The organism is Segnochrobactrum spirostomi (assembly GCF_009600605.1).
GTDB lineage: Bacteria > Pseudomonadota > Alphaproteobacteria > Rhizobiales > Segnochrobactraceae > Segnochrobactrum > Segnochrobactrum spirostomi.
In genome coordinates, this window is sequence record NZ_VWNA01000001.1 from 452,300 (window position 1) to 478,348 (window position 26,049).

Here is a 26,049-nt window from a genome sequence, read left to right on the forward strand (position 1 = left end):
GACGATTTCACCTGCGTGAGGACGCACCGGAACGCCTTGCGGCCGCCCGCCCGCGCGTGCATGGCTTGAGGCCGCGCTCCCTCCGCCCGTCCGTCCCCGGCCGCGAGGGCGCGACCGCAGGGGAGAGTGGCATGAGCACGCAGACCAACGGCCTCGAACTCGGCGAAGGCGGCGCCGCGATCCGCGCCCACATCGCCCGCTACGCCGACGAGCTCGTCACCCTGCGCCGCGATCTCCATGCCCACCCCGAGATCGGCCTCGAAGAGCACCGCACCAGCCGCATCGTCGCCGAGCAGCTCGAAACGCTCGGCTACCGCGTGACGACCGGCCTCGGCGGCACGGGTGTCGTCGGCACCTTGAGCGTCGGATCGGGACGGCGCGCCGTCGCCTTGCGCGCCGACATGGATGCGCTGCCGATCGAGGAGGAAACGAACCTTCCCTATGCGAGCCGCAATCCCGGCCGCATGCACGCCTGCGGTCACGACGGCCACACCACGACCTTGCTCGGCGCCGCGCGCTATCTCGCCGAGACGCGGCGCTTCGACGGCACCGTCCATCTGATCTTCCAGCCGGCCGAAGAGAACCGCGGCGGCGCCAAGTTGATGATCGACGATGGCCTGTTCACCCGCTTCCCCTGCGATGCGGTGTTCGGCATGCACAACATGCCGGGGCTCGAGGAAGGCCGCTTCGGCTTCCGTCCGGGCGCCTTCTTCGCCGGCGTCGACGCCATCGACATCACGCTGAAGGGCCGCGGCGGCCATGGCGCCATGCCCCACCAGGCGGCCGACCCGGTCGTCGCCGGCGCGAGCCTCGTCATGGCGCTTCAGACGATCGTCTCCCGCAACGTCGATCCGATCGAGCCGGCGATCGTCACCGTCGGCATGTTCCGCTCCGGCACCGTCTGCAATATCATCCCAGAGACGGCCCGCCTCTCGATCGGCTCACGCGCCTTCTCGCCGGAGGTGCTGACGCTGCTGCGCCGGCGCATCGGCGAACTCGCCAAGGCCCAGGCCGCGAGCTTCGGCCTCGAAGCCGAGATCGAGCTCGACGTCGGCTATCCCGTCCTCGTCAACGACCCGGCGACCACCGCCTTCGCCCGAACGGCGGCGGCGGCCTTCGCCGGCGAGGCGGCGGTCAGCGATCTCGACCGGCCCTATCCCGTCGGCGAGGACTTCGCCTTCATGGCCGAGGCGCGGCCGGCGAGCTATTTCGTCATCGGCCAGGGCACCGGCGATCATGTCCGCGCCCTGCACAATCCGGGCTACGATTTCAACGACCGCCTCCTTGTGCCCGGGGCGGCGTTCTGGGGCGCGCTCGCCGAGCGTTTCCTCGCCGCCGCCTGAGCCCGCCCGCGCCCCGCCTGTCGTCACCCCATCCCCGCCCGGAGAACGCCGTGCTCTCGTCCCCCTTCGTCGAAGATGTCAGCGTTCCGATCGATGCCGATGCACCGGGCGCGACCCTCTCGATCCGGGCATGGCGGGTGCGCGGCGACGGCACCGGACCGCGCGTCCATCTCCAGGCCGGACTTCATGCCGACGAAATTCCCGGCATGCTGGTGCTTCATCTGCTGCTGCCGCGGCTCGTCGCGGCGGCGGAAGCCGGACACCTCAAGGGCACGATCACCGTCGTGCCGCAGGCGAACCCGCTCGGCGCCGGCCAGTTCGCCCAGGGCCGCATCCTCGGCCGCTACCATTTCCAGACCAACCGCAACTTCAACCGCGGCTTCCCGGATTCCGTCGCGGCGGGCGGCGTCGGCTCGGCGTTCGTCTCCTGGCAGGCGCGGCTCGCCTCGCTCGCCCGCCATGCCGACATCGTCCTCGATCTCCACACCGACGACGAAGCCGTGCCCTATCTCTACCTACATACCGGCTTCTGGCCGGCGGGGCGCGATCTCGCGGTGGCGCTCGGCACGGAGCTCGTCATCCTCTGGGAGGGCGACAGCGGCGGCGCCTTCGAGGAGGTCGTCATCGACCCCTGGCTCGCCGAAAGCCGGCTCGACGGCCGCCTCGTCTCGACCATCGAGCTGCGCGGTCAGGCCGACGTCGACGAGACGACCGCCCAGGCCGACGCCGACGGCCTCTACGCCTTTCTCTGCGCCCGCGGCGTCATCGACGCGCCGGCGACGCTGCCGGCGTGGACCGGCACCGTCGCCCCGATGGGACACATGGAGACGGTGACGGCCCCCCAGGCGGGGCTCATCGTGTTCGATGTCCCGCTCGGCGCCGAGGTGGCCGCCGGTACGCGCTTCGCCCGCATCATCACGCGGCCGGGCGATCCGGCCTCCGAGATCCCGCTCGTCGCGCCCCAGGCGGGGCGGCTCGTCACCCGCTACCGCGACCGCCTGATCCCGCGGGGCGACATCGCCGCCAAGTTCGCCTGCGAGGGGCCGTCGAGCACGTGGTCGAGCGGCGCCCTCGATCCCTGAGACGGCGAACGGCGCCGATCCTCGCGCGTTGAGCGGAGGAGACTCCGCACGGGAGAGACATCATGGCCTACGAACTGCATTATTGGCCGACGATCCAGGGCCGCGGCGAATTCGTGCGCCTCGCACTCGAAGCCGCCGGAGCGGATTATGTCGACGTCGCCCGCGGCACCCATGACGGCGAAGGCGGTCTGATGGGCCGGCTCCGGGACGCGGACGATCCGCGCCCGCCGTTCGCCCCGCCCTTTCTCGTCGCCGACGGCATGACCATCGGCCAGACGGCGGCCATCCTGCTCTTTCTCGGGCCCCGCCTCGGTCTCGCACCGACGAGCGAGGTCGACCGCCTGTGGGCCCACCAGCTCCAGCTCACGGTGACGGACTTCGTGGTGGAGATCCACGACACCCACCATCCGCTCGGGCCGAGCTTCTTCTACGAAGACCAGGAGCCCGAGGCGAAGCGCCGCGCGGAGGATTTCCGTCGCACCCGGATGCCGAAATTCCTCGGCTATTTCGAGCGCGTGCACGCCCGCAATCCTGCCCCGGGCGGCTTCATGGTGGGCGCCGAGCTGTCGTACGTCGATCTGTCGATGTTCCAGCTCGTCTCCGGCCTCGGCTACGCCTTCCCCAAGGCGATGCGCCGCCTCGAGCCGACCATCCCCGGCCTGATCGGCCTCCACGACCGCGTCGCGAACCTGCCGCGGATCGCCGCCTATCTCGAATCAGACCGGCGCATCCCGTTCTCGGTCGAGGGCATCTTCCGGCATTATCCGGACCTCGACGGCTGACGGGTCCCCCGCACCTCCGATGAAACCATCCAGGATGTCACCGATGCCGATCGACGGGATTTCCGGCCGCCACGAGGTGGAGGTCGCCATCGTCGGCGGCGGTGCGGCGGGCATCGCCGCCGCGCGCACCCTCGCATCGGCAGGCCGCGACGTCCTGATCCTCGAAGCCCGCGCGCGCCTCGGCGGACGGGCCTGGACGATCCCCTCCCCGGTCCCGCTCGATCTCGGCTGCGCCTGGCTGCACTCCGGCGACCGCAACCCGTGGGTCGCCGTCGCCGAGGGTTTGGGCTTCCCCGTCGAGCGTCGCCACGCGCCCTGGCAGACCCGGCGCGACATCAACTTCCCGCCCGAGCAGCGCGCCGCGTATCAGGCCGCCGCGGAAGCCTTCTACGACCGGCTCGACGAGGCTGCGGCGAGCGGCGCGCCCGATCGTCCAGCCGCCGATCTGCTCGAACCCGGCAACCGCTGGAACGGCCTGCTCGACGCCATCAGCGGCTACATGAACGGCGTCGAGCTCGCCGGCCTCTCGGTCCGCGACTTCGCCAATTATGCCGACACCGGCGTGAACTGGCGCATTCCGGCGGGCTACGGGACGGCGATCGCCGCCGCAGGCCAGCACGTCCCCGTCGCCCTCGGCTGCGCCGTGACGCGCATCCGGCACGGCGCGACGCCGATCGAGATCGAGACGGCGCTCGGCACCCTGAAGGCCAAGGCCGTCATCGTGACGCTGCCGACGAACGTCCTCGCCGCCGAGACCGTCGCCTTCTATCCGCCGCTGCCGGACAAGATCGAGGCTGCCAGCGCGCTGCCCCTCGGCATCGCCGACAAGGTGCTGCTCGCCCTCGACGCGCCCGAGGATGTGCCGCTCGACGGCCATGCCTTCGGGAGCCTCACCTCGGCACGCACCGCGAGCTACCATCTGCGCCCGTTCGGCCGGCCGATGATCGAAGGCTATTTCGGCGGAGCGCTCGCGCGCGACCTCGAAGCCGGCGGCACGGCCGCCTTCACGGCCTTCGCCCTCGACGAACTCGCCGGCATCCTCGGCAGTGGCATCCGCGCGAAGCTGACGCCGATCACCTCGACCGCCTGGGCCCGCGATCCCTTCGCCCTCGGGTCCTATTCCCAGGCCCGTCCCGGCCGGGCCGACGCGCGCCTCACCCTCGCCGCCCCGGTCGGCGACCGGCTGTTCTTCGCCGGCGAGGCCTGCCACGTGCACGACTTCTCGACCGCCCACGGCGCCTATCGCACGGGTGTCGCCGCCGCCGAGGCCGCGCTCGGAACCGTGCTTGGGCCCTGCTTGGGCGCGGCGGATAAGGCCGCGCCCGTCCTCCTCGGAAATTGGCCCCTCAGAACTTGATCGACACGCGTCCGTCGACGGCGTTGTCCTGGGAGGAGCCGGCGAGCTGGCCGGCATAATGCAGGCCGATGGTGACGTTGGGCGTCGCCGTGAAGTCGAAGCCGACGCCGACGAGCGCCGCGTTGCGGGCAATCGGGATGCCGGTCTCCTGGAACGCCGACCCGCCCGCCTCGAACGACAAGGTCGAGACCGGGGTCGTGTCGCCGAAGGCATATTGCCAGCCGAGGCTGGCGGACGCCGTCAGGGTTCCACCATTGACGGCGAAGCCCTTGGCGGCGCGCAGGCCGAGGGTCGTGAACGTGTTGTCCTGGGTCGACGAACCGCTCTGGAGCCCCGCCGCCCCGCCGGTCTCGCTCATCGCGTCGGTGTGGAGGCTGACATAGGCGATGCCGGCGAACGGCTCGAGATCGGCATAGGGCGTCGCGATGCCGTAACCGGCCTCGGCGAACACCTGCGTCGTGCCGGCGTCGTAGGACGACGACAGCGCCTCCGAGAAGCCCTGGAAGGCGACCGACCGGTTCACCGACAGGTCGTGCCACGTATAGCTGGCGCCGAGACGAAGCCCGAGCGCGCCGAACTTCGCGCCGCCATAAAGCGCCACGTCGTAATTGTCGCTCTCGCCCGACGAGGCGAGCGACCCCGCCTTGAACTGCGACTGGGAATAGCCGCCGGCGAAGCCGATGCGGGCAGTGTCGCCGATCGGATTGTCGAGGCCGGTGACGAAGCCGCCGATCGAGCGGGAGACGTCGGCGACGCCGTCGCCGCCCTCGCCGTCGCCCCAGCTCCCGTAGGCCTGTGTCCACACCGTCGGAATGAGACCGGGCACGAGCTGCGCCGTCTTCGGTCCGACCGCCGGGGCTGCTGGGGCGGCGAAGGCCTGCCGCAGGCGGCCGGTGACGGCATCGCGCAAGTACACCGACTGGGCCTGGAGCACGGTGTCGATCGACGGATAGATCCCACCGGACAAAGCGGTGAAGGCGGCCGGCGCGGTCGCGGCGTTGAGCGAGACGATCGCGTTGACCAGCGGGCCGGTCGCCGGAATGGTGTCGAGGGCGCGCGCGACGGCGGCCTGGTTGGCGTTCTGCGCCACCGAGGCGAGCGGCACGCTGCTGCGGGTGCTGATGAGCGAGATGCCGTTCGCGCCGTAGACGAGCGCCGCGTCGAGGAACGGATAGTTCGTGCCGAACGGATCGTTGATCGCCGTGAACTGGCCGCTGACGCCGCCATTCGCGGTGAGGATGGTGAAGGTGTTGAGGCCGACGACGACCCCGGACCCGACCGAGACCTGCACGGCGCCGCCATTGATCGCGGCCGAGCCGCCCGCCTGGATCAGATCGCTCGCCCCACCGGCATCGATCTGCACCGCATAGGTAGAGCCCGGCTGGAAGACGACATTGCCGCCGACATGGAGCGTGCCGATCGAGTTGCCCGGGGCGACGACGCCGCCCTGCGCGATAGTGAGGGCTCCGCCGATGGTGCCGTTGCCGCTGAGCAGGCCGAAATCGACGAACGAGCCACCGACGATGCCGTTGTCGTTGAAGGCCCCGCTGTTCGCCACCGATCCGGTGATGGTCCCCGGATTGACGAAGGTGCCGGTGTTGACCACGGAGCCGGCGATGGTTCCGTTGTTGGTCGCCGTTCCGGCATTGGCGACGGTGCTCGCGATGGTGCCGTCGTTGACGAGGGTGCCGTTGTTGGTGACGACACTGTCGCCGAGCGCCGTCACCGTGCCTGCATTGTAGAACATCGCGCCGTTCGCGACGTCGACGGCACCTTCGATCGAGCCGGTCACGGCGAGCGTGCCGCCGGCGACATTGGTGCCGCCGCTATAGGTGCTGTCGCCGGCGAGCACGAGCGTGCCGGTTCCCGCCAGGGTCAGGCCACCGGAACCGGTGATATTGTTCGCCCAGACGTCGAACGCGTTGTAGCCGCCGGCGGCCGCGTTCATCGTGACGGTCTCATTGGAATTGAACGCGCCGAAGCCGTCGGCCGCGGCGTAGAGGTTGAGCCGTGCCCAGCCACTGCCGTTGTCGAGGGCCGAACCGGAGGCGATCTCCGTCGTCGCCAGCACTTCGGTCAATTGCGCCTGGGTCAGATAGGGAAAGCGCGTCGCGATCAGCACTTCGGCGCCGGCGGGAACGACCGGGGCCAGGTTCGTCGGCCCCGTCGACGGCAAATCATATGTCAGATACCATGTATAATTCGCTCGATCGGCGGCGAACTGCGCGGCGGTCGGGATCGCCCCGGCGCGGATGCAGCCGATGACGTTGCCCTCACACGCCGCCGCGTAAGGCGAACTGCTGACGGAGCCGACGAGGGCCTGCAAGGCTTCCGTCGCCTGCGTGATGGTGGCGAGGTCGATCTGAGTGAAACCGTCAGTCCCGTTGAGCTGCTCGGCGAGCGAGTACATGGCGACCAAGCGGCCGCCAATGGAATCGAGCGGATAATGCGCGCCGAACACTTGACGGCTGTAGGCGAACTCTACCCCGGCCAGCAAGAAATCCTTATAATATTGCGGCGCAGCAATGGCCGTCGCGATGCCGACGATGTTCCCGCGGGTCGAGTGGCCGCTCGGAAAGGACGGGCTGCCGTCCAATTGCGCCCACGACTCGCCGGGACCCGGGGTCTGCTGGATGTCGTAGGCGGTCTGGCCGACCTCCTGAACAGTCCACGGATTTCCGGCGACGGCCGTCTGGGTCTGGAACGGACGCGGGCTTCCATATTGATAGGGATAGATATTCAGCTGCGGATAGGCATTTTGGTATATATTATACTGAGCAAAATATGATTTTGCGTTTCCAGTATAATCAACAAAGCTATTTACGAAATTCTCATAGGTGTTTACGTTCGTCGCCTGACTCTGAGTCAGATTTGCTGTGGGACTGAAAGGCGCGCTCAGCGTGGGAGCCGCCATATTCCAGACGTTGTAGATCGCGTTCTGATAGATAGCGTTCGTAGCGGCCAACTGCCTCATCGACGTCGACGAGCCGGTATAGATCTGGTCTTCGATAGACGAATTTGCCGCGAGGATTGCGCTATTGCTGGAGAACGTCGAAAAGTTCGACAGCAAGTTCATCGTATTCACGCAGGCGGCGCCGTATCCGTCACACGCGGTCTGCGCCTGAGCGCTCCCGACGACAACCGAGGCCGCGAACATCATTGTTGCAGCGGTCAATTTTGGAAAAGGCCGTGCCGCCATCCCGTGACGGGACTTATCCGAGCCGATCCAAGTACTGGAAGCAGCCGTGTGACACGCTAGCATAGCCATGGTATCCCCCAATAATTCGGAACACGAACATCTTCGCTTCCGCCCCACACCCCAAAGAGAGCGCACACCCAGTCGGTCATGCACCGAAGCGACCCATCATCCCCAATGGGGGTCGCGTCTCGACGCGGATACGGGCTCCGCATCTGGCTCACTGAAGAGACGCCTATAGAGAGCCTCCATTTATCTCTCGTGACGCTGCGCCGCTCAGCGGCGCAGCCATCAAACGCGCCCCGAAAATGCGCGATCTGGAGGAAGAAATCCAGCGCGTGCAGGGGGATAATCTACGCTCCAGCTCCCCACTTTGGGCATCGCTAGCGAGTCGCCCGTCCCCTGCGAGCGCCGCATGCCCCTCATCTCGCCCCCGCCCGGGGCAGGATGAACTCTTCCACCGCGTGGGCGAAGCCGTCGTCCTTGTTCGAGGTCGTGACGAAGTCGGCCTTGGCCTGGATCTCGGGCAACGCGTTGCCCATGGCGATGGCGAGATGTCCGGTCGCGAACATCGGCAGATCGTTCGCCATGTCGCCGATCACCGCGACCTCTTCGAGCGGCACGCCGAAATGGGCGGCGAAGCTCTTGACCGCATGGCCCTTGTCCATGTGCGGCGGCGTCACGTCGAGATAGTAGACCTGGGAGCGCTTGGCGAGCGCGTTGTGGCCGAGCAACGCCTGCAGCTTGCCCTCCTCGTGCGCCAGCGCATCGTGATCGTCGGAGACACCCACGATCTTGCCGACCCGCTCGAGCGCGCCTTCGAAGCTCTCCACCACGATGGGATCGAAGCCGACGGTGCGGACCTCGCGGGCGACGTGGGGATTGTCCGGGTTCGTCACGTACCATTCGCGGTCGGTGAACACCCAGACGTCGGCGCCGTGCCGCTCGAGGGCGTCGATCGCCGCCGCGGCGGCCTTCTCCGGCACGAAGGTCTGCTCGACGACCGTGAGATCGGGACGGACGATGCTCGAGCCGTTGAAGCCGCCGAACAATTCGAGCCCGAGTTCCGCCGCCTGACGCACCATGCCGCGCGGCGGGCGGCTCGACACGATGGCGAGCGCCACGCCGGCCGCCTTGAGCTTGTGCGCCGCCTCGACGGTCGCCGGGCTCAGCACCTTCTCCGGCGTCACCAACGTGCCGTCGACATCGGAGACGAACAGGGAAATGCGGGTCGCCGGCGCGCGCTTGGCGGCCGTCTCGGGCATCGCGTGGGTCACAGTCGTCTCCTGGTTCAATCGAGCGGAAGCCAGCGGAAGCCGTCGCGCGCAAGCAGCGCGTCGGCACTCGCCGGGCCGGCGGAGCCGGCGTCATAGGTGTCGACGTCGCCGAGGCCGGAGGCCCAGCCGTCGAGCATCGGCTGCACCGCCGCCCAGCCCGCCTCGACATTGTCGGCGCGCTGGAACAGCGTGTTGTCACCGATCAGGCAGTCGTAGATCAGCGTCTCGTAGCCGGTGCTCGGCTCGGTCCGGAAATAGTCCGAATAGCGGAAATCCATGTCGACGTCGGACAGCGTGACGCGGCGCCCGGGCACCTTCGCGGCGAAGCGCAGCGAGACGCCCTCGTTCGGCTGAATGCGGAACACCATCACGTTGGGCTTCAACTCGCCCCGCGCATCGCGGAACAGCACCGCAGGCGCCCGCTTGAACTGGATCGCGATCTCGGTGCTCCGCGTCGTCATCGCCTTGCCGGTGCGGACATAGAACGGCACGCCCGACCAGCGCCAATTGTCGATGAGGAACTTCATCGCGACATAGGTTTCGGTCTTGCTCGCCGGATCGACGTTCGGGTCGGAGCGGTAGGCGTCGACCTTGCGGCCCTGCACGCTGCCCGCGCCATATTGCGCGCGCACGGCGTTGGCGACCGCCTCCTCGGGCGTATAGCGCCGGATCGCCTCGATCACCTTCGCCTTCTCAGTGCGAATCGGGTCGGCATCGAAGGAGTTCGGCGCCTCCATCGCCATCATGGCGAGGAGCTGGAACATGTGGTTCGGCACCATGTCGCGCAGCGCGCCGGTCGCGTCGTAGAACTTGCCGCGCGCCTCGACGGTGACGGCTTCCGCCGCCGTGATCTGCACGTGCTCGATGTGCTCGCGGTTCCACAAGGGCTCGAACAAGCCGTTGGCGAAACGCAGCACCATGATGTTCTGGACCGTCTCCTTGCCCAGAAAATGGTCCATCCGATAGAGCTGGTGTTCCTCGGCGACGCGCAGGAGCCGCGCATTGAGCGCACGGGCGGACTCGAGATCGGTGCCGAACGGCTTCTCGATGATGACGCGCCGCCAGTTGTCCGCGCTTTCGTCGAGCAGGCCCGCGGCATGGAGCTGTTCGGTGATCGGGCCGAAGAAGCGCGGCGACGTCGCATAATAGAAAACGACTTTGTGGGAGCTCACCGCCGACAGCCGCTCGATCGCCTTTCCGATCGCCTCGTAGGTCGCGGGACTGCCGAAATCGCCCGAAAGATAATGGATGCGCTCGGCGAGCCAGGGCCACGCGGTGCCCTCGGCAACCTTGCCTTCCGCGCCCGGGGCGACGGCAATGGTGCGCAGCGCGTCGTCGAGATGGCTGCGAAAGCCGGCATCGTCATGCTCGACCGCATCGACGCCGAGGACACGGAAGCCCGGGTCGAGCAGGCCCTCGTTGGTGAGGTTGCACAGCGCCGGCATGAGGAGGCGCTTCGTGAGGTCGCCGGAGGCGCCGAAGATGACGAGGGTGCAGGGCGGCGCGGGGGCCGCTCCTGCGGGGGCGGCGGCGTTCGCTTGCGCGGCTTCGGTCATATCGTCATCCTCGCCCGTTTCCCGTGTCCTGGGGCGCACTTAATCGCACGTCCCTTGCTCGTCCCTTGCGCGCCGACCTTATCGCCGGCCGGCAGGTCCGTCACGGGTGTTGCCGTGGGTGCGCGCGCCTTTCCCTCAATGCCACCGCTTCGCGACAATCAGGCAACGGTGGGCACATTATGTACCTCGCTCGTCGGGTCACAAAACGCCGCGCGCAATATGCCGCCATCTACCCACGCAGATCGCATTGCCAACACAGCATGAAGAAGCAATAATGATTCTGGATACTCTATTCCGCCAGGAATAATAGGATGAATACAATACTACGCAAGCTCGCTCAAGAAGTGGAAATTGACCACTTGCTGTCTGAAGAATTCGCGTGCGATCCGGGTTTTCTTCCAAGATTCCTTGCGGCATGTGACATTCCTGCACCGACCGCAGAGGTGATAGACGTAGTACCCGAGCCAGTACTGGGAGGGTTAGGGTATGGGGACCTGCTCGTATTATATAAAACTAGCGATGATACTTCTCGTCCAAGCTCAATTTTGATTGAGAACAAGATAAATTCGGCACCAGGAAATCGGCAGGCCGCTCGATATCAAGAATACGCCAATATTCAAACCGCTTCAAATTGGCATTATTGCAGAATAATATTAGTCGCGCCTCAAAATTACATTGGGGAACGCTCGGAGTTTGACGCCTTTATATCCTATGAATCCATAATGCGCATCATGGAGAACGCATCGGAGTCTCGGCTACTCTATAGACGAGCCATACTACAAAGAGCAATTATTAAACAATCAACGTCGGGTGTCGGCATTCCTGATCAAGATATGCTTCAACTTAGACGGGATTATCATTCATTTTTTGACATCAGAGGAATATACTATGCGAACAAATTCAATATTGAACGCCTCAAAGGCGCGTATGCAGCAGGAGAATCATGGAACTACTTTTACATCCCAGGCATCGAGGATGCCTATATTCGTCATCGTCTTTGGACAACGATAGCGGACAAGGTCGGAAAGATTGATTTCATAATAAGAAGACCGATAGAAGAAGTTACGCTTCTCATATCAGGCAATCCGTATCCTTCGTCCACGCTAGAGACATATGGGAATTACGAAACAAAAATATGCGTAGATGTGCCCGAGATGCGTCAAAAGGATGGATTCAATCAAGCTGTCGCAGAAATAGTATTCTCTCACATCGATAGAATGATTTCCTGGTACAAGGAAATGATAATCAATACGCCAGTTCGCCTAGAATGAGCTGACATAACTCATCATTGTAACTCCACTCCCACTTCCGCGCCGCTCGTCACCACGAGGCGCAGGAAGGCGTTCGCCATGGAGCGGGCGACGGCGAAGCGCACGCCGTCGCCGTGGCGCCAGAGCGTGGCGCCGATCAGGGCGAGCGAGGTCGTCGCCGCCGCATCCGCGCCGAACACGGACGGATGGAGATCGACGGGCACGAATTTCGGCAGAACGGTCTCGAGCGCCGGCCCGGAAAGATCGAACAGAGCGAGCGCATCGCTCTGATCGGTCAGCGCGCAGGTGCCGCCGAGGACCGTGGCGAGGCGGGCGGCGAGCGCGGCGGGCTCGGTCGACTCGGCCACGGCGAGCCAGCGGCCAGGCGCGGTGCCGATCAGAATGAGACCGCTGCCGGCGACGTGACGCGGGCCGGCGGGCAGGAAGGCACCGAGCGCCGCCGCCGCGGCGGGCGGGATCTCCCCCGCCTTCGGCCGGGCGACGATCAAGACGATCGCGACGACGTCGACCGGGCGGACGACGAGGCCCGGCGTGCCGTCGCGCCTGCCGTGGAGACCGGCCGGCACCGGCCGGCTCGGCGAGAGATGAGCGAGAGGATCGTTCTCAGCCACGCAAGCGCTCCCCGTCCGGATCGTAGAAGGCCGGCGCACACACCTCGACCTCGACATCGCCGCCGCGCACCGGATCGTAGGCGCGCACGCGTTCGCCGATCCGCTGCGGCCCGTTCACCAGCAGCCCGAGGCCGATCCAATGCTTCAGCATCGGCGAATAGGCGACCGACGTCATGAAGCCCTCGTCGTTGTCGACGATCGCGGAACGGCCGACCCGCAGGAAATGCGCCCCGGCGCGCAGCCGCGCGCTGCGATCGACCGGCTTGAAGCCGACGAAGCTCGGCCGCGCCGGATCGACGAGGCCCGGCCGCCCGGCCATGACGCGGCCGATATAATCCTTCTTGGTCGAGGCCATGCGGCCGAGGCCGAGATCGCGGGCCGTGGTCTGGCCGTTGAGCTCGTTACCCGAGACGTGGCCCTTCTCGATGCGCATGATGCCGAGCGCCTCGGTGCCGTAGGGCGTGATGCCGAACGGACGGCCGGCTTCCATCAGCGCCTCGGCGAGCGCCGCGCCGCGGCGCGCCGGCACGGCGATCTCGTAACCGAGTTCGCCGGAGAACGAGACGCGGAACACGCGGGCCGGAACGCCGCCCATCACCGTGCCTTCGACGGCACCCATATAGGGCAGCGCGGCGTTCGAGACGTCGAGCGGGGCATCGACCACCGCCGAAAGCACCTCGCGCGCCCGCGGCCCGCAGAGCGAAAGCTGCGCCCATTGTTCCGAGATGGAGGCGATCTCGACGTCGAGATCGGGCCACAGCACCTGAAGGCAGAATTCGAGGTGCTGATAGACCTTCGCCGCGTTCGCGGTGGTGGTGGTCATCACCCAATGGTCGGGGCCGAGCCGCGCGGTGGTGCCGTCGTCCATGACGAGGCCGTCCTCGCGCAGCATGACGCCGTAGCGCGCCTTGCCGATGGGAAGCGTCGAGAAGGTGTTGATGTAGACGCGGTCGAGGAAGGTGCCGACATCGGCGCCCTGGAGATCGATCTTGCCGAAGGTCGACACGTCGATCAGGCCGGCGCCGGAGCGCGCCGCCTCGACCTCGCGGGTCGCGGTGGCGAGCCAATCGGCCTCGCCGGGGCGCGGGAAATATTGCGCCCGGAGCCACAGCCCGGTCTCGACGAACACCGCGCCGTGGCGCTCCGCCCAGGCATGGGTCGGCGTCAGGCGGGTCGGACGGAAATCCTTGCCGCGATGGTGGCCGGCGAGCGCGCCGATCGAAACCGGCGTGTAGGGCGGCCGGAAGATCGTCGTCCCCGTCTCCGGGATGCCGCGCCCGGTCAGCGCCGCCATGATGGCGAGACCGGTGACGTTCGAGGTCTTGCCCTGGTCGGTCGCCATGCCGAGGGTGGTGTAGCGCTTCAGATGCTCGACCGAGCGGAAGCCCTCGCGATGGGCGATCGCGATGTCCTTGGCCGTGACGTCGTTCTGGGCATCGACGAAAGCGGCACCGCGGGACTTCTCGACGTGCCAGAACGGCTCGATGCCGAAGCCGCCGTCCTCGGCCCGCGGCACCCAGGGCGCGGCCGCGGCGAAGCCGAGATCGGCGACCGCCGCCCGCCCCTTCTCGGCGCCGTCGACGAGGCACGAGGCGAGGCCGAACACGCCCGCCGCCGCACCGGCGACCGTCAGCCCCGGCGGCGTCTTGCCCGGCACGAAGGCGGCGATCTCCGCGTTCCACACCGGCCTGCCGCCATGGTGGCAGGTGAGATGGACGCTCGGGCTCGCGCCGCCGGAGACGGCGAGGCCGTCGGCGGCGATCCGCTCGGCCTTGCCGTCGGCGGCGATCTCGATCTCCGAGAGGGTCTTGCCGTGGGTCGCGAGGATGGCGCCGCCGAGGAGGGTGCGCAGGCCAAGCACCCGCGCCCGCTCGGCGAGCACCGGGGCGACCGAGCGGCGGACATCGACGATCGCGGCGACCTCGATGCCGGCCTGCGCCGCATCGAAGGCGGCGTCCCAGGCGCCGTCGTTGTTGGCGAACACGACGAGCCGCTTCGCCGGCGCAACGGCATAGCGGTTCACGTAGGTCTGGAAGCCCGCCGCCGACATCACGCCCGGGCGGTCGTTGCCGCCGAACACGATCGGCCGGTCGAGCGCGCCGGCGGCGAGCACGGCACGCTTTGCGACGATCCGCCAGAGGCGCTGGCGCGGCGCGAACGGGGCGGGCGTCGCGAGATGGTCGCCGACGCGCTCGAGCGCGCCGTAGGTGCCGCTGTCATAGACGCCGAACACCGTGGTCCGGTCCATGATCCGCACGTCCGGCAAGCTCTCGAGCTCGGCGCGGATGCGATCGGCGAAGGCGTGACCCGGCTGGTCGTCGACAGTGCGGCGCTCGGCGTTGAGCCGGCCGCCCAAGCGGAAATCCTCGTCGGCGAGGATGACGCGGGCGCCCGCGCGGGCCGCGGTCAGCGCCGCCATCAGGCCGGCCGGACCGGCGCCGACGACGAACACGTCGCAAAACGCCGTCGCCTTCTCGTAATGGTCGGGGTCGGGTACGGCGCTCGCGCGGCCGAGGCCGGCGGCGCGGCGGATCACCGGCTCGTAGAGCTTCTCCCAGGCCTTCGCCGGCCACATGAAGGTCTTGTAGTAGAAGCCGGCGCCGAGGAAGGGTGCGCCGAGCCGGTTCACCGCCATCACGTCGAAGGCGAGCGAGGGCCAGCGGTTCTGGCTCGCGGCCACGAGCCCATCGTGGAGCTCAACCACCGTCGCCCGGGTGTTCGGCTCGCACCGGGCACCGTCGCGCAGTTCGACGAGGGCGTTCGGCTCCTCAGGGCCCGCGGACGCGATGCCACGCGGGCGATGATATTTGAACGAGCGACCGACGAGCTTGACGCCGTTCGCAAGAAGGGCGGAGGCGAGCGTGTCGCCCGCCGCGCCCGACAGCGGGCGGCCGTCGAAGGTGAAGCGGATCGGGCGGGCGCGGTCGACCAGACCGCCGGTCGGCAGACGGCTCATCGCGCGCCCTCCCCGCTCGAATCCGCCGCGATCTCGCTCTCAACCTCAGCTGCCGAGGCGAACGTCGCGCCGGCGATGGCGTGGGTCAGCGTGTTGCGCTCGACGACGAGCCAGCGCCGGCAGCCGGACGCATGGTACCAGAGTTCGCGGTGCGGGCCGGCCGGGTTGTCGCGCAGGTAGGCGTAGTCGAAGAACAGGTCTTCGGCGTTCGCCGCCGCCGGGTCGGGACGCTTCGGACCGGCATCGCCGAGATAGGCGAATTCGTGGGCGTCGCGGGGGCCGCAAAAGGGACAGGGAATGCGCATCAGTGCAGATTCGGCTGCGCGCCGACCCCCTTCTCGTCGATCAGATGGCCGGTGCGGAAGCGGTCGAGCCGCATCGCCGCGTTGTGGGCGTGGGGTTCGTCCTTGGCGATGGTCCAGGCGAAGCACCAGCCGGAGGCCGGGGTCGCCTTGAAGCCGCCATAGCACCAGCCGGCATTGAGATAGAGGCCCGGAAGCGGCGTCCGGTCGATGATCGGCGAGCCGTCCATCGACATGTCCATGATGCCGGCCCAATGGCGCAGCAGGCGCAGCCGGCCGATCATCGGCATCACCGCCATGCCGCCCTCGCAGACATCCTCGATGACCGGAAGGTTGCCGCGCTGGGCATAGGAATTGTAGCCGTCGATGTCGCCGCCGAAGACGAGGCCGCCCTTGTCGGACTGGCTGATGTAGAAGTGGCCGGCGCCGAAGGTGATGACGCCGGGAATGAGCGGCTTCAGCCCCTCGGAGACGAACGCCTGGAGGACATGGCTCTCGATCGGCAGGCGCAGACCCGCCTTGCCCGCGACCCGCGTCGTGTTGCCGGCGACCGCGAGCCCGACCTTGCCGGCACGGATCGCGCCGCGCGTCGTCTCGACACCGACGATACGCTCGCCCTCGCGGACGAAACCGGTCACCTCGGCGTTCTCGATGATGTCGACGCCGAGCCGATCGGCGCCGCGGGCATAGCCCCACACCACGGCGTCGTGGCGGGCGGTGCCGCCGCGCCGTTGTAGAAGGCCGCCCTGAATGGGGAAGCGGGCATTGTCGAAATCGAGGAACGGCGCGATCGCCCGCACGCCCTCGCGGTCGAGGAGTTCGGAATCGACGCCGTGGAGGCGCATGGCATTGCCGCGCCGGGCGTAGGCGTCACGCTGGGCGTCCGAATGGCAGAGGTTCAAGACGCCGCGCTGGCTCACCATCGCGTTGTAGTTCAGGTCCTGCTCCAGGCCTTCCCAGAGCTTCATGGACCATTCGTAGAAGCCTTCGTTGCCCGGCAGCAGATAATTCGAGCGGATGATCGTGGTGTTGCGCCCCGCATTGCCGGAGCCGATCCAGCCCTTTTCGATCACCGCGACGTTGCGGATGCCGTGTTCCTTGGCGAGATAATAGGCGGCGGCGAGACCATGACCGCCGCCGCCGACGATCACCACGTCATAAGCGGGCTTGGGTTCGGCGGCGCGCCACTGGCGCGTCCAGCCCTTCTGGCCGCTCAGCCCGTTCGCGAGAATGGAGAGAAAGGAATAGCGCATCGCTGGTTCCGAGGCGCGGCGAGGGAGGCGCCGCATCTCCCCTATGGTTGGACCCGTCCGGCCCCGCTATCATGCCTCAGAACGACATTTGCATGCCTATGAGCGTCATGATGGAACGGCGGAGGGAGGCCATGACGGGCGAGCGGATGCGGGGAGCGGAGGGAGGCAGGCGGGATGCGGTTGCCTCGGAGTTGCCCCCCATTTTCGCGCCGCCCTCCTCCCCGCCCCGCACGATCGGCTTCCTGCTGCTGCCGGGCTTTCCGCTGATGTCCTATGCGTCGGCGGTCGAACCGCTGCGCGGCGCCAACCACCTCTCCGAGCGCACGCTCTATCGATGGTGTCACGTCGCGATCGACGGCGCGCCGATCGAGGCCTCGAACGGGATTCGGATCGCACCCGACGCCAAGGTCGGCGACGCGGTTGCGCTCGATGCGCTGTTCGTCTGCGCCGGCGGCAATCCGGCGCTATTTCGCGACCGCAAGACGTTCGCCTGGCTGCGCCGCCTCGCCCGCGACGGCCTACCCCTGATCGCCGGCATGTCCGGCGGACCGTTCGTGCTCGCCCGCGCCGGCCTGCTCGCGGGCGGCGCTGCACGCTCCACTGGGAGCACATTCCGGCCTTCGTGGAGGATTTCCCCGATCTCAAGGTGCGCCGCACCCTCTATGAGATCGACGGCGACCGCGTCACCTGCGCCGGCGGCATCGCCGCGCTCGACATGATGCTCGCGCTGATCGCCCGCGACCACGGCGCCACCCTCGCCCTCGCCGTCAGCGAATGGTTCCTGCGCACCCAGGAGCGGCCGGCGAGCGATGCCCAACGCCTCAGCCCCGGGGAGCGGTTCGGCACCACCGACCGGCGCCTGATCGGTGTTCTGCAAACGATGGAACAGGCGATCGAAGAGCCGCGAACCCGCGAGGCGCTCGCCGCCGGGGCAGGCCTCTCGGTGCGCCAGCTCGAGCGGCTGTTCGCCGACCGGCTCGGCACCACGCTCCGGGATCATTATCTCGGCGTGCGGCTCGACCACGCCGCCGCCCTGGTGCGCCAAACCGCGATGAGCGTCGCCGAGATCGCGGTCGCCTGCGGCTTCGTCAGCGCGAGCCATTTCTCCCGCGCCTACAAGGCCCGCCACGGCCGCGCGCCCGCCCTCGACCGGGACGGGCGCGTTTGACGGTACAAATAAAAAAATATATATTTCATCAATTGAGAACCACACTAACAATCCGCGTTGCAGAATTTCTGGTCAAGCCAATCAAAATTCACCAAAGCTTGACGCACGTCTTCTATGGAAATGGTCGCATCGCTATTTCCATGAAAAAGATCGTTCCTGTTTTGCGCGACCCGTGCATAAGCAGTTTTGACTGTCGCAAAATCAGGCGCCCCAGGCACAGCCTTGCAAAAAATCTTAAGCTGCTGAAACAAGCTCGGCTTCTTCCGACTCGAGGGCCAAATAATCTCTTCAGATATATCAGGGAATTGCTCTCCGAGCACACGCTTCGCCTCATCCCAGTATGAGTCTCCACCCTGCAGATTATCGATATCTACATTCACGTTATTCGCTGCAATTGCCGCATCCATTCGACTTCTCAACAGCGCCTCAACTCCAACATTCAGCCAAAATATAGCTTCTCTAGCCTCACCATGCATAGCATAATGTTCAGCTGCGGCTCTGCACCTGGAATGCCAACTGACAGGACTTACCTTGCCGACCTCTATTTCAAGAATTTCATCAGTCGGAAGAAAAATTTCAACCGGCAATGAAGGATTCGCGCGCCGGATGAAATCCATTTCTGGTCGTCCGGCGACCTGAATAGCGCTCTCGATTTCGCTAAGGTCACCAGGCGCAGGCGCCCACAGGCCAACATACTGGGAATTCCCCCGAAGCGCCCAGCAACACATGTCTATTATGTCATATGCGACACGCATTCCGTTCGGCCAGAAATCCAGAGGCACAGCCAATCCAGGGATCTGAAGAGGATCGACCTGAATACTCGGATCAATAAGTCCACTTATCTCGATATCAAACCTTGTTTCTCCGAATTGCCACCTCGTTGAAGTAAATGGCCGAATCGCATATGGGCTCTGCGTTTGAACAAGAAATTCGCGAGGAGTAACAAATTTCGAAGTTATTTTCACCGAAACTGAGAGGCCTTCCCACTCTAGACTTAGACGGAATGGCTGCCGGCAAAGCGGGTACGGCAACGTTGTTCTAAGTTTGGTAATAAGGAGACCCTCCGTCAACCCGCTTAAGATCGCACGAAGGTTAGCCTTTGCGGTGAGCAGCTCGCTCCGCTTCATGTCATTCTGAGGCACTGGAATTTCATCCAGCCGCGCTTGAAAACGCTCGCAAGCGGCCATATAAGCCTTCCCGAGCGGGAGCTTCTTGCCCACGAATTCCGTGTACACTTCATCGCGTAGCGCGTGAACCTTGAACACGGGCGAGTTCATGGGAATTCGCTCATGATTACCTAATCGATCCGCGAATTCATTCAAAAGGCGACTGTAACTCTTGGGTACCGACGGTGGCGACGGAGCAAACCAGCGATCAAACTTCGCACACCCGGCCCAAAGGAATCGCTCGATTGTCAAATAATCTTTATTTCTGCGCAACGAGAAAAATCTCAAGCCGGCAAGCGCTTTTTCGAATTCCTCGTCTGCAATAGGAGTATTTTTACTCTTCTCGGAACGGGCAAGTGATCCAAAATGTGCCTCGATCCATCTCCTAGCTTCGCCCGAGTTCATTTTTATGCACGCCCTCAGACCGAGCGCATTGCGCTTCGCAATATTTCACGCATGCGTCCAGTCGCGGATGATATGACGATATCATTCCGTGGCGCATGGAGCGCGCGAATAGAATGCCAGATAGATCATATTATGCCTAAGATGCGCTAGGCTAGATGTTAGATTGAAGCGCAATCAATCCGGCCCGATGCCCGGCGAGGTCGGGGCGCCGTCGTCGAACTTGGAGAGCCATTCGACGGTCTGCGGGTGGTAGCGGGTCAGGCCCTTGTAATCGATCAATTCCGGCGGCAGCGACTTCAGCACCCGGTGCAGCCGGCGCGCCCATTTCGGGCTCGTCACCAGTTCCGACAGCTTGATCAGATAGCAGCGGATCGAGAAGACGATCGCGTTCGAGCGCGGCAGCCGCCACAAGGCCTGCAATTCCACGCGCAGATGCACCTTGTCGCCGACATTCTCGGTCGTCACGGTGGTCCGGTCGGTGCCCCACTTGTGGTAATTCTCCGGGCTCGTATCGAGCCGGGGATTGATCGTCATCGTCCAGTTCAGCCGGCGCACCGGGCGGCCGAGCTGAAGGTTCAACAGGAATTTCAGCGCCCGGTCGAACACGCCCGCCTCATGGGCGAGCGGCACCGGCCCGTGCCATTCCATGAAATTCATGCCGATGTCGAAATCGAGCGACCAATCGGCCTGGGTCGTGACGATGCCCGCATCCATCCAAAGATTGTTGTCGCGCTGGTCGAGCAGAGAGAAATCGCCCTGACATTGGCGGGTGATGTATTCCATCGGCGGAAGGGGCAGCGTCGCCGTATCGCCGAAGGTGAAACGGTCGTCGATGCCGAGCGGACGGTTGATCCAGTGCCAGGCGTCGCCGTCGCGCGTCAGGGTGAAATGCTCGGGATAGGCCTCCGCCATCGAGGTCATCAGGAGCTCGACGAGGTCCCATTCCGCGGTGATCATGTGCGGCAGGGACTGGCAGCGCAGCGGGTCGGCCTTCAGCACCAGCGCCCGGTCGTGCATCTCGGCGACATAGTGCTCGTCGACGTCGATCGGGAACTCGAACACGGAGCCGGGCGCGCCCTTGGTGTGCGGCTCGATGTTCACCGAATAGGCGTAGGCATCGCGATCGAACGGAAACGGAAAGCGCCGGATCGAGGCCGGGCTGTTCGAGAACGTGAAATCGTCGCGGAAGGTCTCCGTCTTGAAGACGAGGCCCATGGGAACGCTCCCTCCTCTGCGGACGCGCGGCGCGCTTCGCACCGTTCATCCCATGAAACTCAAAAAACCGAACTCAAAGATCGAGCACCAGCTCGCGGCCGGCGAGCCGCGACACGCAGGTCATGATCTTGGCTGCGCCGGCTCGTTCTTCCGGCGTCAGATAATGGTCGTTGTGGACGAGCGTGCCGTCGCACGAGACGATGGCCGTCTCGCACTGGCCGCAGGCACCGCCGCGGCAGAGATAGGGCGCGTCGATGCCGGCGGCTTCCAGCGCCTCGAGCAGGCTCTGGTGCGGACCGACGTCGATCGAGATCCCGGAGCGGGCGAGCCGCGCGCGGAAGGGCTCGCCGGCGGGCGGCGCCTGGAAGCGCTCGGCGTGCAGGTTCTCCTCGGGCCAGCCGGCGTCGCGCGCCGCGCCGATCACCCCTTCGATCATCCGCTCGGGGCCGCAGACATAGAGGTGGGTGCCGAGCGGCTGGTTGGCGAGCAGGGCGTCGACCGGCAGCCGGCGTCCCTCGGCGCTGCAATAGAGGTGGACACGGCCGCCATAGAGTCGCGCGGCCTCCTCGGCATAGGCCCCGCAATCGCGGGCGCGCATGGCATAGTGCAGTTCGAAGCGCGCGCCTTCCTCTGAGAGCTGCTCGGCCATCGCCAGGAAGGGCGTGATGCCGATGCCGCCGGCGATGAAGAGATGCTTGCGGGCGCGTCGGTCGACCGGGAAGAGGTTGACCGGGTGGGAGATCACCAGCGTATCGCCAACCGCCACGCGCTCATGGAGGAAGACCGAGCCGCCGCGGGAGTCCCGCGTCTTCAGAACGCTGACCTGATAGGAGCTCTCGTCGAACGGCGAGCCCATCAGCGAATAGGCGTTGCGGATGCGCCGGTCGCCCGCCTCCATGCCGACGACGACATGCGCGCCGCCGGAGAACAGAGGCAGCGCCCCGCCGTCGGCGGCGACGAAGCGGAAGCGCCGCACGTCGGTCGCGACCGGCTCGATCTCGGCGATCTTGACGCGCAGTTCGGCCCCGCCGCTCATCGGAAGATCTCCTCGGCGGCGGGCACCTCGCCGGGCGCCTCGGCATCGACGCAGACGCCCATGAACGCCGCGAGCCGGCGGGAATAATGATCGCGCACCAGAAGGCTCAGGCCGCAATGGGCGCACGGCACGATGCTCGTCGTCACGTTCTCGGTGATCCCCTTGCAATGGACGCACTGGACGCGGCGGGCGAGCGAGCCGCAATGCTCGGTGCGGATCGAGAGATGGTCGATGCCGTGCCGCTCGCCCAACTGCACGACTTGGCCGAGGAAGCCCTCGGCGCCGGCGGTGTAGAGCCGGGTGCCCATGGTCGCCGTCGCGAGGTGGACGTCGAGGCGCGTGAGGAGGGTCGGCACCGTCGGCGTCACATGGAGCGCATCGAGGCCGAGCGCCTCAAGGCTTCCGACATGGCCCGCCCCGGCCGAGCCGCCGGGGGTGTAATAGACCACCGTCTTCGCCGGAAAGTCCGGCCCGCCGGCGGCGGCGAGCGCGAGGACGGCCAACGCCCCCTCGCCTTCCGCCGCGATCAGGTGGAGCCGTGCCTTCGGATCGAGCACGAGGCCCGGATATTGCGGTCTGCTCTTGATGCCCGCGACAAGCATGCGTCGCTCTCGGTACGAACCACGACAAACGGCGCATTTTCCCGCGCCGCACCGGTCTCGGAGAGGCAAGCGGCGTGCCGGACGCCGCTGCCGGATGCCCGCGGCCCTCAGCCGACGGCGGTGCGCTTCGCCTTCTTCGGATCGTCGAAGGGCAGCGTGTGGGCGATCGCCGGGCCGTTCACGGTCTTGCCCCGCACTTCGAGCGGCTTGCCCTGAACGGCATAGGGGACGTCGAGCCGGGCGATCGCCATCGAGCGGTTGGTGAGGCTCGAATACATCCCGCAGGTGACGACGCCGACTTGGCGGCCGTCGGCATAAAGCGCGTCGCCGGCGTCTGTGGGCTGGTCGCCCTCGACGAGCACACCGAAGATCTTGAAGCGTTCCTTGCCCTTCAGCTTGTAGTGCTGCTCGGCACCGCGGAAGCCGGTCTTGCCCGGGCTCACGGTGAAGTCGAGGCCGAGTTCCCACAGGCTGTCGCCCGGCGGCTCGTCCGGGAAAGGATACATCTGCGAATTGTCGTAGGGGTAGAACAGCAGGTAGCTCTCGACGCGCAGCATGTCGAGCACGGTGAAGCAGCACGGAATGATGCCGAGCGCCGCTCCCTCCGAGACGATCGTGTCCCAGATCAGCGGCGCGTCTTCGCCCTTGCAGAAGATCTCGTAGCCGCGCTCGCCGGTATAGCCGGTGCGCGAGATCATCACCGGGCGGCCGAACAGCGTCGTCTGCATATGGTGGAAATAGCGCAGATCGCGGATGCCCGGCACCTTGTCGGCGAGATAATCGACGGCGAGCGGGCCCTGGAGCGAGAGGTCGTGCAGGTCGTCGTCGAACAGCACCGCGACGTTGCGGCCGAGGGCGGCGCGCGTCAGCTCTTCGTGGCCCGAGCCGGAGCCGTGCACCACCATCCAGGCGTTCGGCCCGGTGCGGTAGATGATGCAATCCTCGGTGAAGTGCCCGGCCTCGTTGAGCATGCAGGCATAGGCCGACTTGCCGGGATAGATCTTGGTGATGTCGCGGGTCGTCGCCTGATGCAGGATGGCGGCGGCGTGCGGGCCGACCAGATGGACCTTCTTCAACCCCGACACGTCCATGAGGCCCGCGCGGGTGCGGATCGCAACGTGTTCCTCGCTCATGTCCTTGGCATAGGTCCACGCGGTGCCCATGCCGCTCCAGTCCTCAAGCTTCGAGCCGAGCGCGCGATGGCGGTCGGCGAGGACGGAGTGTCTCCAAGTCAGCGTCATCTCTGATCCTCTGGAACGGCCGCTGTGGCGCGGCTCTGTTTCCTCAGTGTAACGACAATTTCTTGTGGGGCAACTCGATTATCTTGAGTCCCGCCGAGAAAGAGGGTCCCGGCGCACCCGGGCGATCCCGATCCGGATCGCGACGACGGCGCCGATACGGCGCCGTCGGGGCTTCCTAAAGCCGCGCCCGAAGGGGCGCGGCGCGCCGATGCGGCGGGGCTTCAGATGGTGAAGACCCAGTTCGAGATGAGCACCACCGCGATGCCGCCGGCGAGCGTCAGATAAGGGAGGATCCCCGCCTTGCGCTCGGTCTTGTCACGCGGGCCGCCGACGTGGAGATCCTCCTCCATCTCGTGCGGGAACTTGCCGCCGTCCTGGACATAATGGCGGTACCAGAACACCGGGATGATCAGCGCGGCGGTGATGAGACCGGCCCACAAGGCCGACCCGTTCCACACCTTGGCGCCGGCGCCCATGAACATCGCATTCACGAAGGCGAACAGGCCGCCGAGCGCGAGCACGAAGGTCGGCGCGCGGTAGGGCCGCGGAACATGGGACGAATCGATCCGATGGATCCAGCCGGCATTGAGGTTGAGGAAGTTGAAGATGATGTAGCCGCAGTTCGACACCGCCAGGATGAAGAAGAACGAGGTGGCGTCGGCGCAGGCGATGGCGAGCACGATCAGGTTGACGACGAGGTCGGTCCACATCGCGCGGGTCGGCGCACCGTGGGCGTTCACGTGGCTCAGATAGCGCGGCAGCCAGCCGTCAACCGAGCCCTGGTAAAGGGTGCGCGAGGAGCCGGCCATGGCGGTCATGATCGAGAGCAGGAGCGCCAGGATCATGAGCATCACGAGGATCGACTGTACCAACGCGCCGCCGCCGACCATTTTGGCCATCGCCTCGGCGACGCCGGAGCCGTCCACGATCGGGGTCGCCAGCATGCCGTTGAGGCCGAGCACGCCCTGGAAGGTGAACGGCACCAGGATGAACAGAGCGAGGCACAGGAGGCCCGAATAGAAGATCGCCTTGAAGGTGTCCTTCTCCGGATTGCGGAACTCGCTCGTGTAGCAGACCGCCGTCTCGAAGCCGTAGGTCGACCAGGCGGCGATGAACATGCCGCCGAGGACGAGCGTCCAGCCGGCGATGTTCCAGTGGCCGGGGTCCGGCGCGTAGGCGGCGGCGAGCGGCACCAGCGGCGAGAAGTTCGAGGCGCTGACCTGCCCGGTGAGGAGCGGAATGACGCCGACGATCGCCATCGGCACGATGACGAGGAGGCCGATCCACTTCTGCACGTTCGCGGTGCCGAGAATGCCGCGATGCTGGATCGCGAAGGTGATCAGCATCAGGACCGCGCCGATGAAGAACGAGGCGTTGAGCGAGAACGAGACCGGGCCGAGGCTATGGGCGAACAACGTCCAGCCGCGGATGCCGGGGGTCAGCGCGGCGATCGCCGCGGCCGCCTTGTCGGCGTCGCTGCCGGTCAGCGTCGCGCCGTGCGCGGCGAGCCAGCTCACCACCGCCGGCGAATCGGCGGCCGGGATCGGCGCGAAGGCGTTGAGGATATAGGCCGCGGCGATCGAGCAGCCGAGCGAGAGCACGGGCGACCAGGCGAACCAGTTGCACCACACCGACAAGGGCGCGATCAGCTTGGAATAGCGCACCCAGGCCGCCGCACCGTAGATCGAGGCGCCGCCCGACTTGTTCGGAAAGAGGCCGGCGATCTCCGCGTAGGTGAACGACTGGATGAAGCCCATGATCATGGAGAACGTCCAGATCAGGAAAGCGAGCGTGCCCGTGGTGCCGGCGATGCCGCCGATCGAGAACAGGACGAGCGCGGGCACGCCGCTCGCCACCCAGAACGCGCCTTTCCAATCGATCGCGCGGTGGAGCGTCGAAGAACTTGATACGGGCTCGGCACCCGAGACGACGGTGGTCATGGTTCTTTCCCTCTGAAAGGTGTCGCGTCCGGTTGATCCGAGATCTGCGACGGCAGGCTTTTGGCGATGCGAAAGGTCTCCTTTGGCCTCCGACTCGAGCCGGACGCGGCCGGATCGAAGGCGCGATGAACGCACGACGGCCTGGACCGCCCGACGACGCCGGGCGGCCGCGGAACTTGCGTCCCGGGCGATCAAGGAAATCAGAAGGTGGGCCCGGCGAACCGGGCGGAGGCCGTGGGCCGGTGTTCCCTTACCGGCTCAAAAGCAGCCCCTTGCGAGCGGTGCCCATG

Annotated in this window: 20 protein-coding genes; 7 read left to right on the top strand and 13 right to left on the bottom strand. The window is 66.2% G+C overall.

All coding sequences use genetic code 11. The annotated features are described in order from the left end of the window. The first annotated feature begins 131 nt into the window (after positions 1-131). From F0357_RS02045 to F0357_RS02060, 4 genes are all read left to right on the top strand, one after another. Positions 132-1,343: a M20 aminoacylase family protein gene (locus tag F0357_RS02045; protein WP_153478201.1), complete on the top strand. Its 1,212-nt coding sequence runs from the start codon at positions 132-134 to the stop codon at positions 1,341-1,343. A 50-nt stretch (positions 1,344-1,393) separates the two neighbouring features. Next, on the top strand, positions 1,394-2,425 hold the full coding sequence (locus F0357_RS02050) for a M14 family metallopeptidase (protein WP_208948173.1): 1,032 nt from the start codon (positions 1,394-1,396) through the stop codon (positions 2,423-2,425). Positions 2,426-2,487: 62 nt separating this feature from the next. Continuing rightward, the gene (locus F0357_RS02055) at positions 2,488-3,207 is read left to right on the top strand and encodes a glutathione S-transferase (RefSeq protein ID WP_153478205.1); all 720 of its coding nucleotides are present in this window, start codon (positions 2,488-2,490) and stop codon (positions 3,205-3,207) included. 43 nt (positions 3,208-3,250) lie between these two features. Then, positions 3,251-4,564 carry a flavin monoamine oxidase family protein gene (locus tag F0357_RS02060; protein ID WP_153478207.1) on the top strand — a complete coding sequence of 438 codons (1,314 nt, stop codon included), beginning with the start codon at positions 3,251-3,253 and terminating at the stop codon, positions 4,562-4,564. Here F0357_RS02060 and F0357_RS02065 read toward each other — a convergent pair. From F0357_RS02065 to zwf, 3 genes are all read right to left on the bottom strand, one after another. Continuing rightward, positions 4,554-7,529, bottom strand: a complete 2,976-nt coding sequence (locus F0357_RS02065) for an autotransporter domain-containing protein (protein WP_208948174.1) — start codon at positions 7,527-7,529, stop codon at positions 4,554-4,556. The two genes, F0357_RS02060 and F0357_RS02065, sit on opposite strands and share 11 nt — an antisense overlap. Positions 7,530-8,182: 653 nt before the next feature. Continuing rightward, positions 8,183-9,037, bottom strand: a complete 855-nt coding sequence (locus F0357_RS02070) for a Cof-type HAD-IIB family hydrolase (RefSeq protein ID WP_312861415.1) — start codon at positions 9,035-9,037, stop codon at positions 8,183-8,185. Positions 9,038-9,051: 14 nt separating this feature from the next. After that, positions 9,052-10,593, bottom strand: coding sequence for a glucose-6-phosphate dehydrogenase (zwf, locus tag F0357_RS02075; RefSeq protein WP_153478210.1), 1,542 nt, complete (start codon positions 10,591-10,593; stop codon positions 9,052-9,054). Between the two features lie 311 nt (positions 10,594-10,904). Between zwf and F0357_RS02080 the strand changes: the two genes are divergently transcribed. Further along, positions 10,905-11,864, top strand: a complete 960-nt coding sequence (locus tag F0357_RS02080; protein ID WP_153478213.1) for a hypothetical protein — start codon at positions 10,905-10,907, stop codon at positions 11,862-11,864. A gap of 14 nt (positions 11,865-11,878) precedes the next feature. On the opposite strand, the gene F0357_RS02085 is transcribed toward F0357_RS02080, so the two are convergent. The 4 genes from F0357_RS02085 to F0357_RS02100 are packed head-to-tail and all read right to left on the bottom strand — an operon-like array spanning position 11,879 to position 16,986. Beyond that, entirely contained in the window at positions 11,879-12,475 is a 597-nt protein-coding gene (locus F0357_RS02085) for a sarcosine oxidase subunit gamma (protein ID WP_208948175.1), read from the bottom strand. Next, positions 12,468-15,431, bottom strand: coding sequence for a sarcosine oxidase subunit alpha family protein (locus F0357_RS02090; protein ID WP_153478217.1), 2,964 nt, complete (start codon positions 15,429-15,431; stop codon positions 12,468-12,470). Before F0357_RS02090 ends, F0357_RS02085 begins: the two co-directional genes overlap by 8 nt. Then, positions 15,428-15,736: a sarcosine oxidase subunit delta gene (locus tag F0357_RS02095; RefSeq protein WP_153478219.1), complete on the bottom strand. Its 309-nt coding sequence runs from the start codon at positions 15,734-15,736 to the stop codon at positions 15,428-15,430. Before F0357_RS02095 ends, F0357_RS02090 begins: the two co-directional genes overlap by 4 nt. After that, positions 15,736-16,986, bottom strand: a complete 1,251-nt coding sequence (locus F0357_RS02100; protein WP_153478221.1) for a sarcosine oxidase subunit beta family protein — start codon at positions 16,984-16,986, stop codon at positions 15,736-15,738. Before F0357_RS02100 ends, F0357_RS02095 begins: the two co-directional genes overlap by 1 nt. 191 nt (positions 16,987-17,177) lie before the next feature. Between F0357_RS02100 and F0357_RS24325 the strand changes: the two genes are divergently transcribed. Beyond that, entirely contained in the window at positions 17,178-17,705 is a 528-nt protein-coding gene (locus tag F0357_RS24325; protein WP_246161301.1) for an AraC family transcriptional regulator, read from the top strand. Next, positions 17,609-18,154 (top strand): GlxA family transcriptional regulator, encoded by a 546-nt coding sequence (locus tag F0357_RS25080; RefSeq protein ID WP_312861416.1) that lies wholly within the window; start codon positions 17,609-17,611, stop codon positions 18,152-18,154. The genes F0357_RS24325 and F0357_RS25080 overlap by 97 nt, the downstream gene beginning before the upstream one ends. 44 nt (positions 18,155-18,198) lie before the next feature. Here F0357_RS25080 and F0357_RS02110 read toward each other — a convergent pair whose 3' ends face one another. The 6 genes from F0357_RS02110 to F0357_RS02135 all read right to left on the bottom strand — a co-directional run bounded on the left by F0357_RS02110 (position 18,199) and on the right by F0357_RS02135 (position 25,759). Further along, entirely contained in the window at positions 18,199-19,725 is a 1,527-nt protein-coding gene (locus F0357_RS02110; protein WP_153478223.1) for a hypothetical protein, read from the bottom strand. Between the two features lie 174 nt (positions 19,726-19,899). After that, entirely contained in the window at positions 19,900-20,940 is a 1,041-nt protein-coding gene (locus F0357_RS02115) for a heme-dependent oxidative N-demethylase family protein (protein WP_153478225.1), read from the bottom strand. Between the two features lie 73 nt (positions 20,941-21,013). Continuing rightward, on the bottom strand, positions 21,014-21,976 hold the full coding sequence (locus F0357_RS02120; protein WP_153478227.1) for a PDR/VanB family oxidoreductase: 963 nt from the start codon (positions 21,974-21,976) through the stop codon (positions 21,014-21,016). After that, positions 21,973-22,578, bottom strand: coding sequence for a dimethylamine monooxygenase subunit DmmA family protein (locus F0357_RS02125; RefSeq protein WP_153478229.1), 606 nt, complete (start codon positions 22,576-22,578; stop codon positions 21,973-21,975). The genes F0357_RS02120 and F0357_RS02125 overlap by 4 nt, the downstream gene beginning before the upstream one ends. 107 nt (positions 22,579-22,685) lie before the next feature. Next, a complete protein-coding gene (locus F0357_RS02130; RefSeq protein WP_153478231.1) occupies positions 22,686-23,819 on the bottom strand; it encodes an aminomethyl transferase family protein in 1,134 nt (377 codons plus the stop codon). Between the two features lie 221 nt (positions 23,820-24,040). Continuing rightward, the gene (locus F0357_RS02135; protein ID WP_153478233.1) at positions 24,041-25,759 is read right to left on the bottom strand and encodes a trimethylamine N-oxide permease; all 1,719 of its coding nucleotides are present in this window, start codon (positions 25,757-25,759) and stop codon (positions 24,041-24,043) included. Positions 25,760-26,049: the final 290 nt, after the last annotated feature.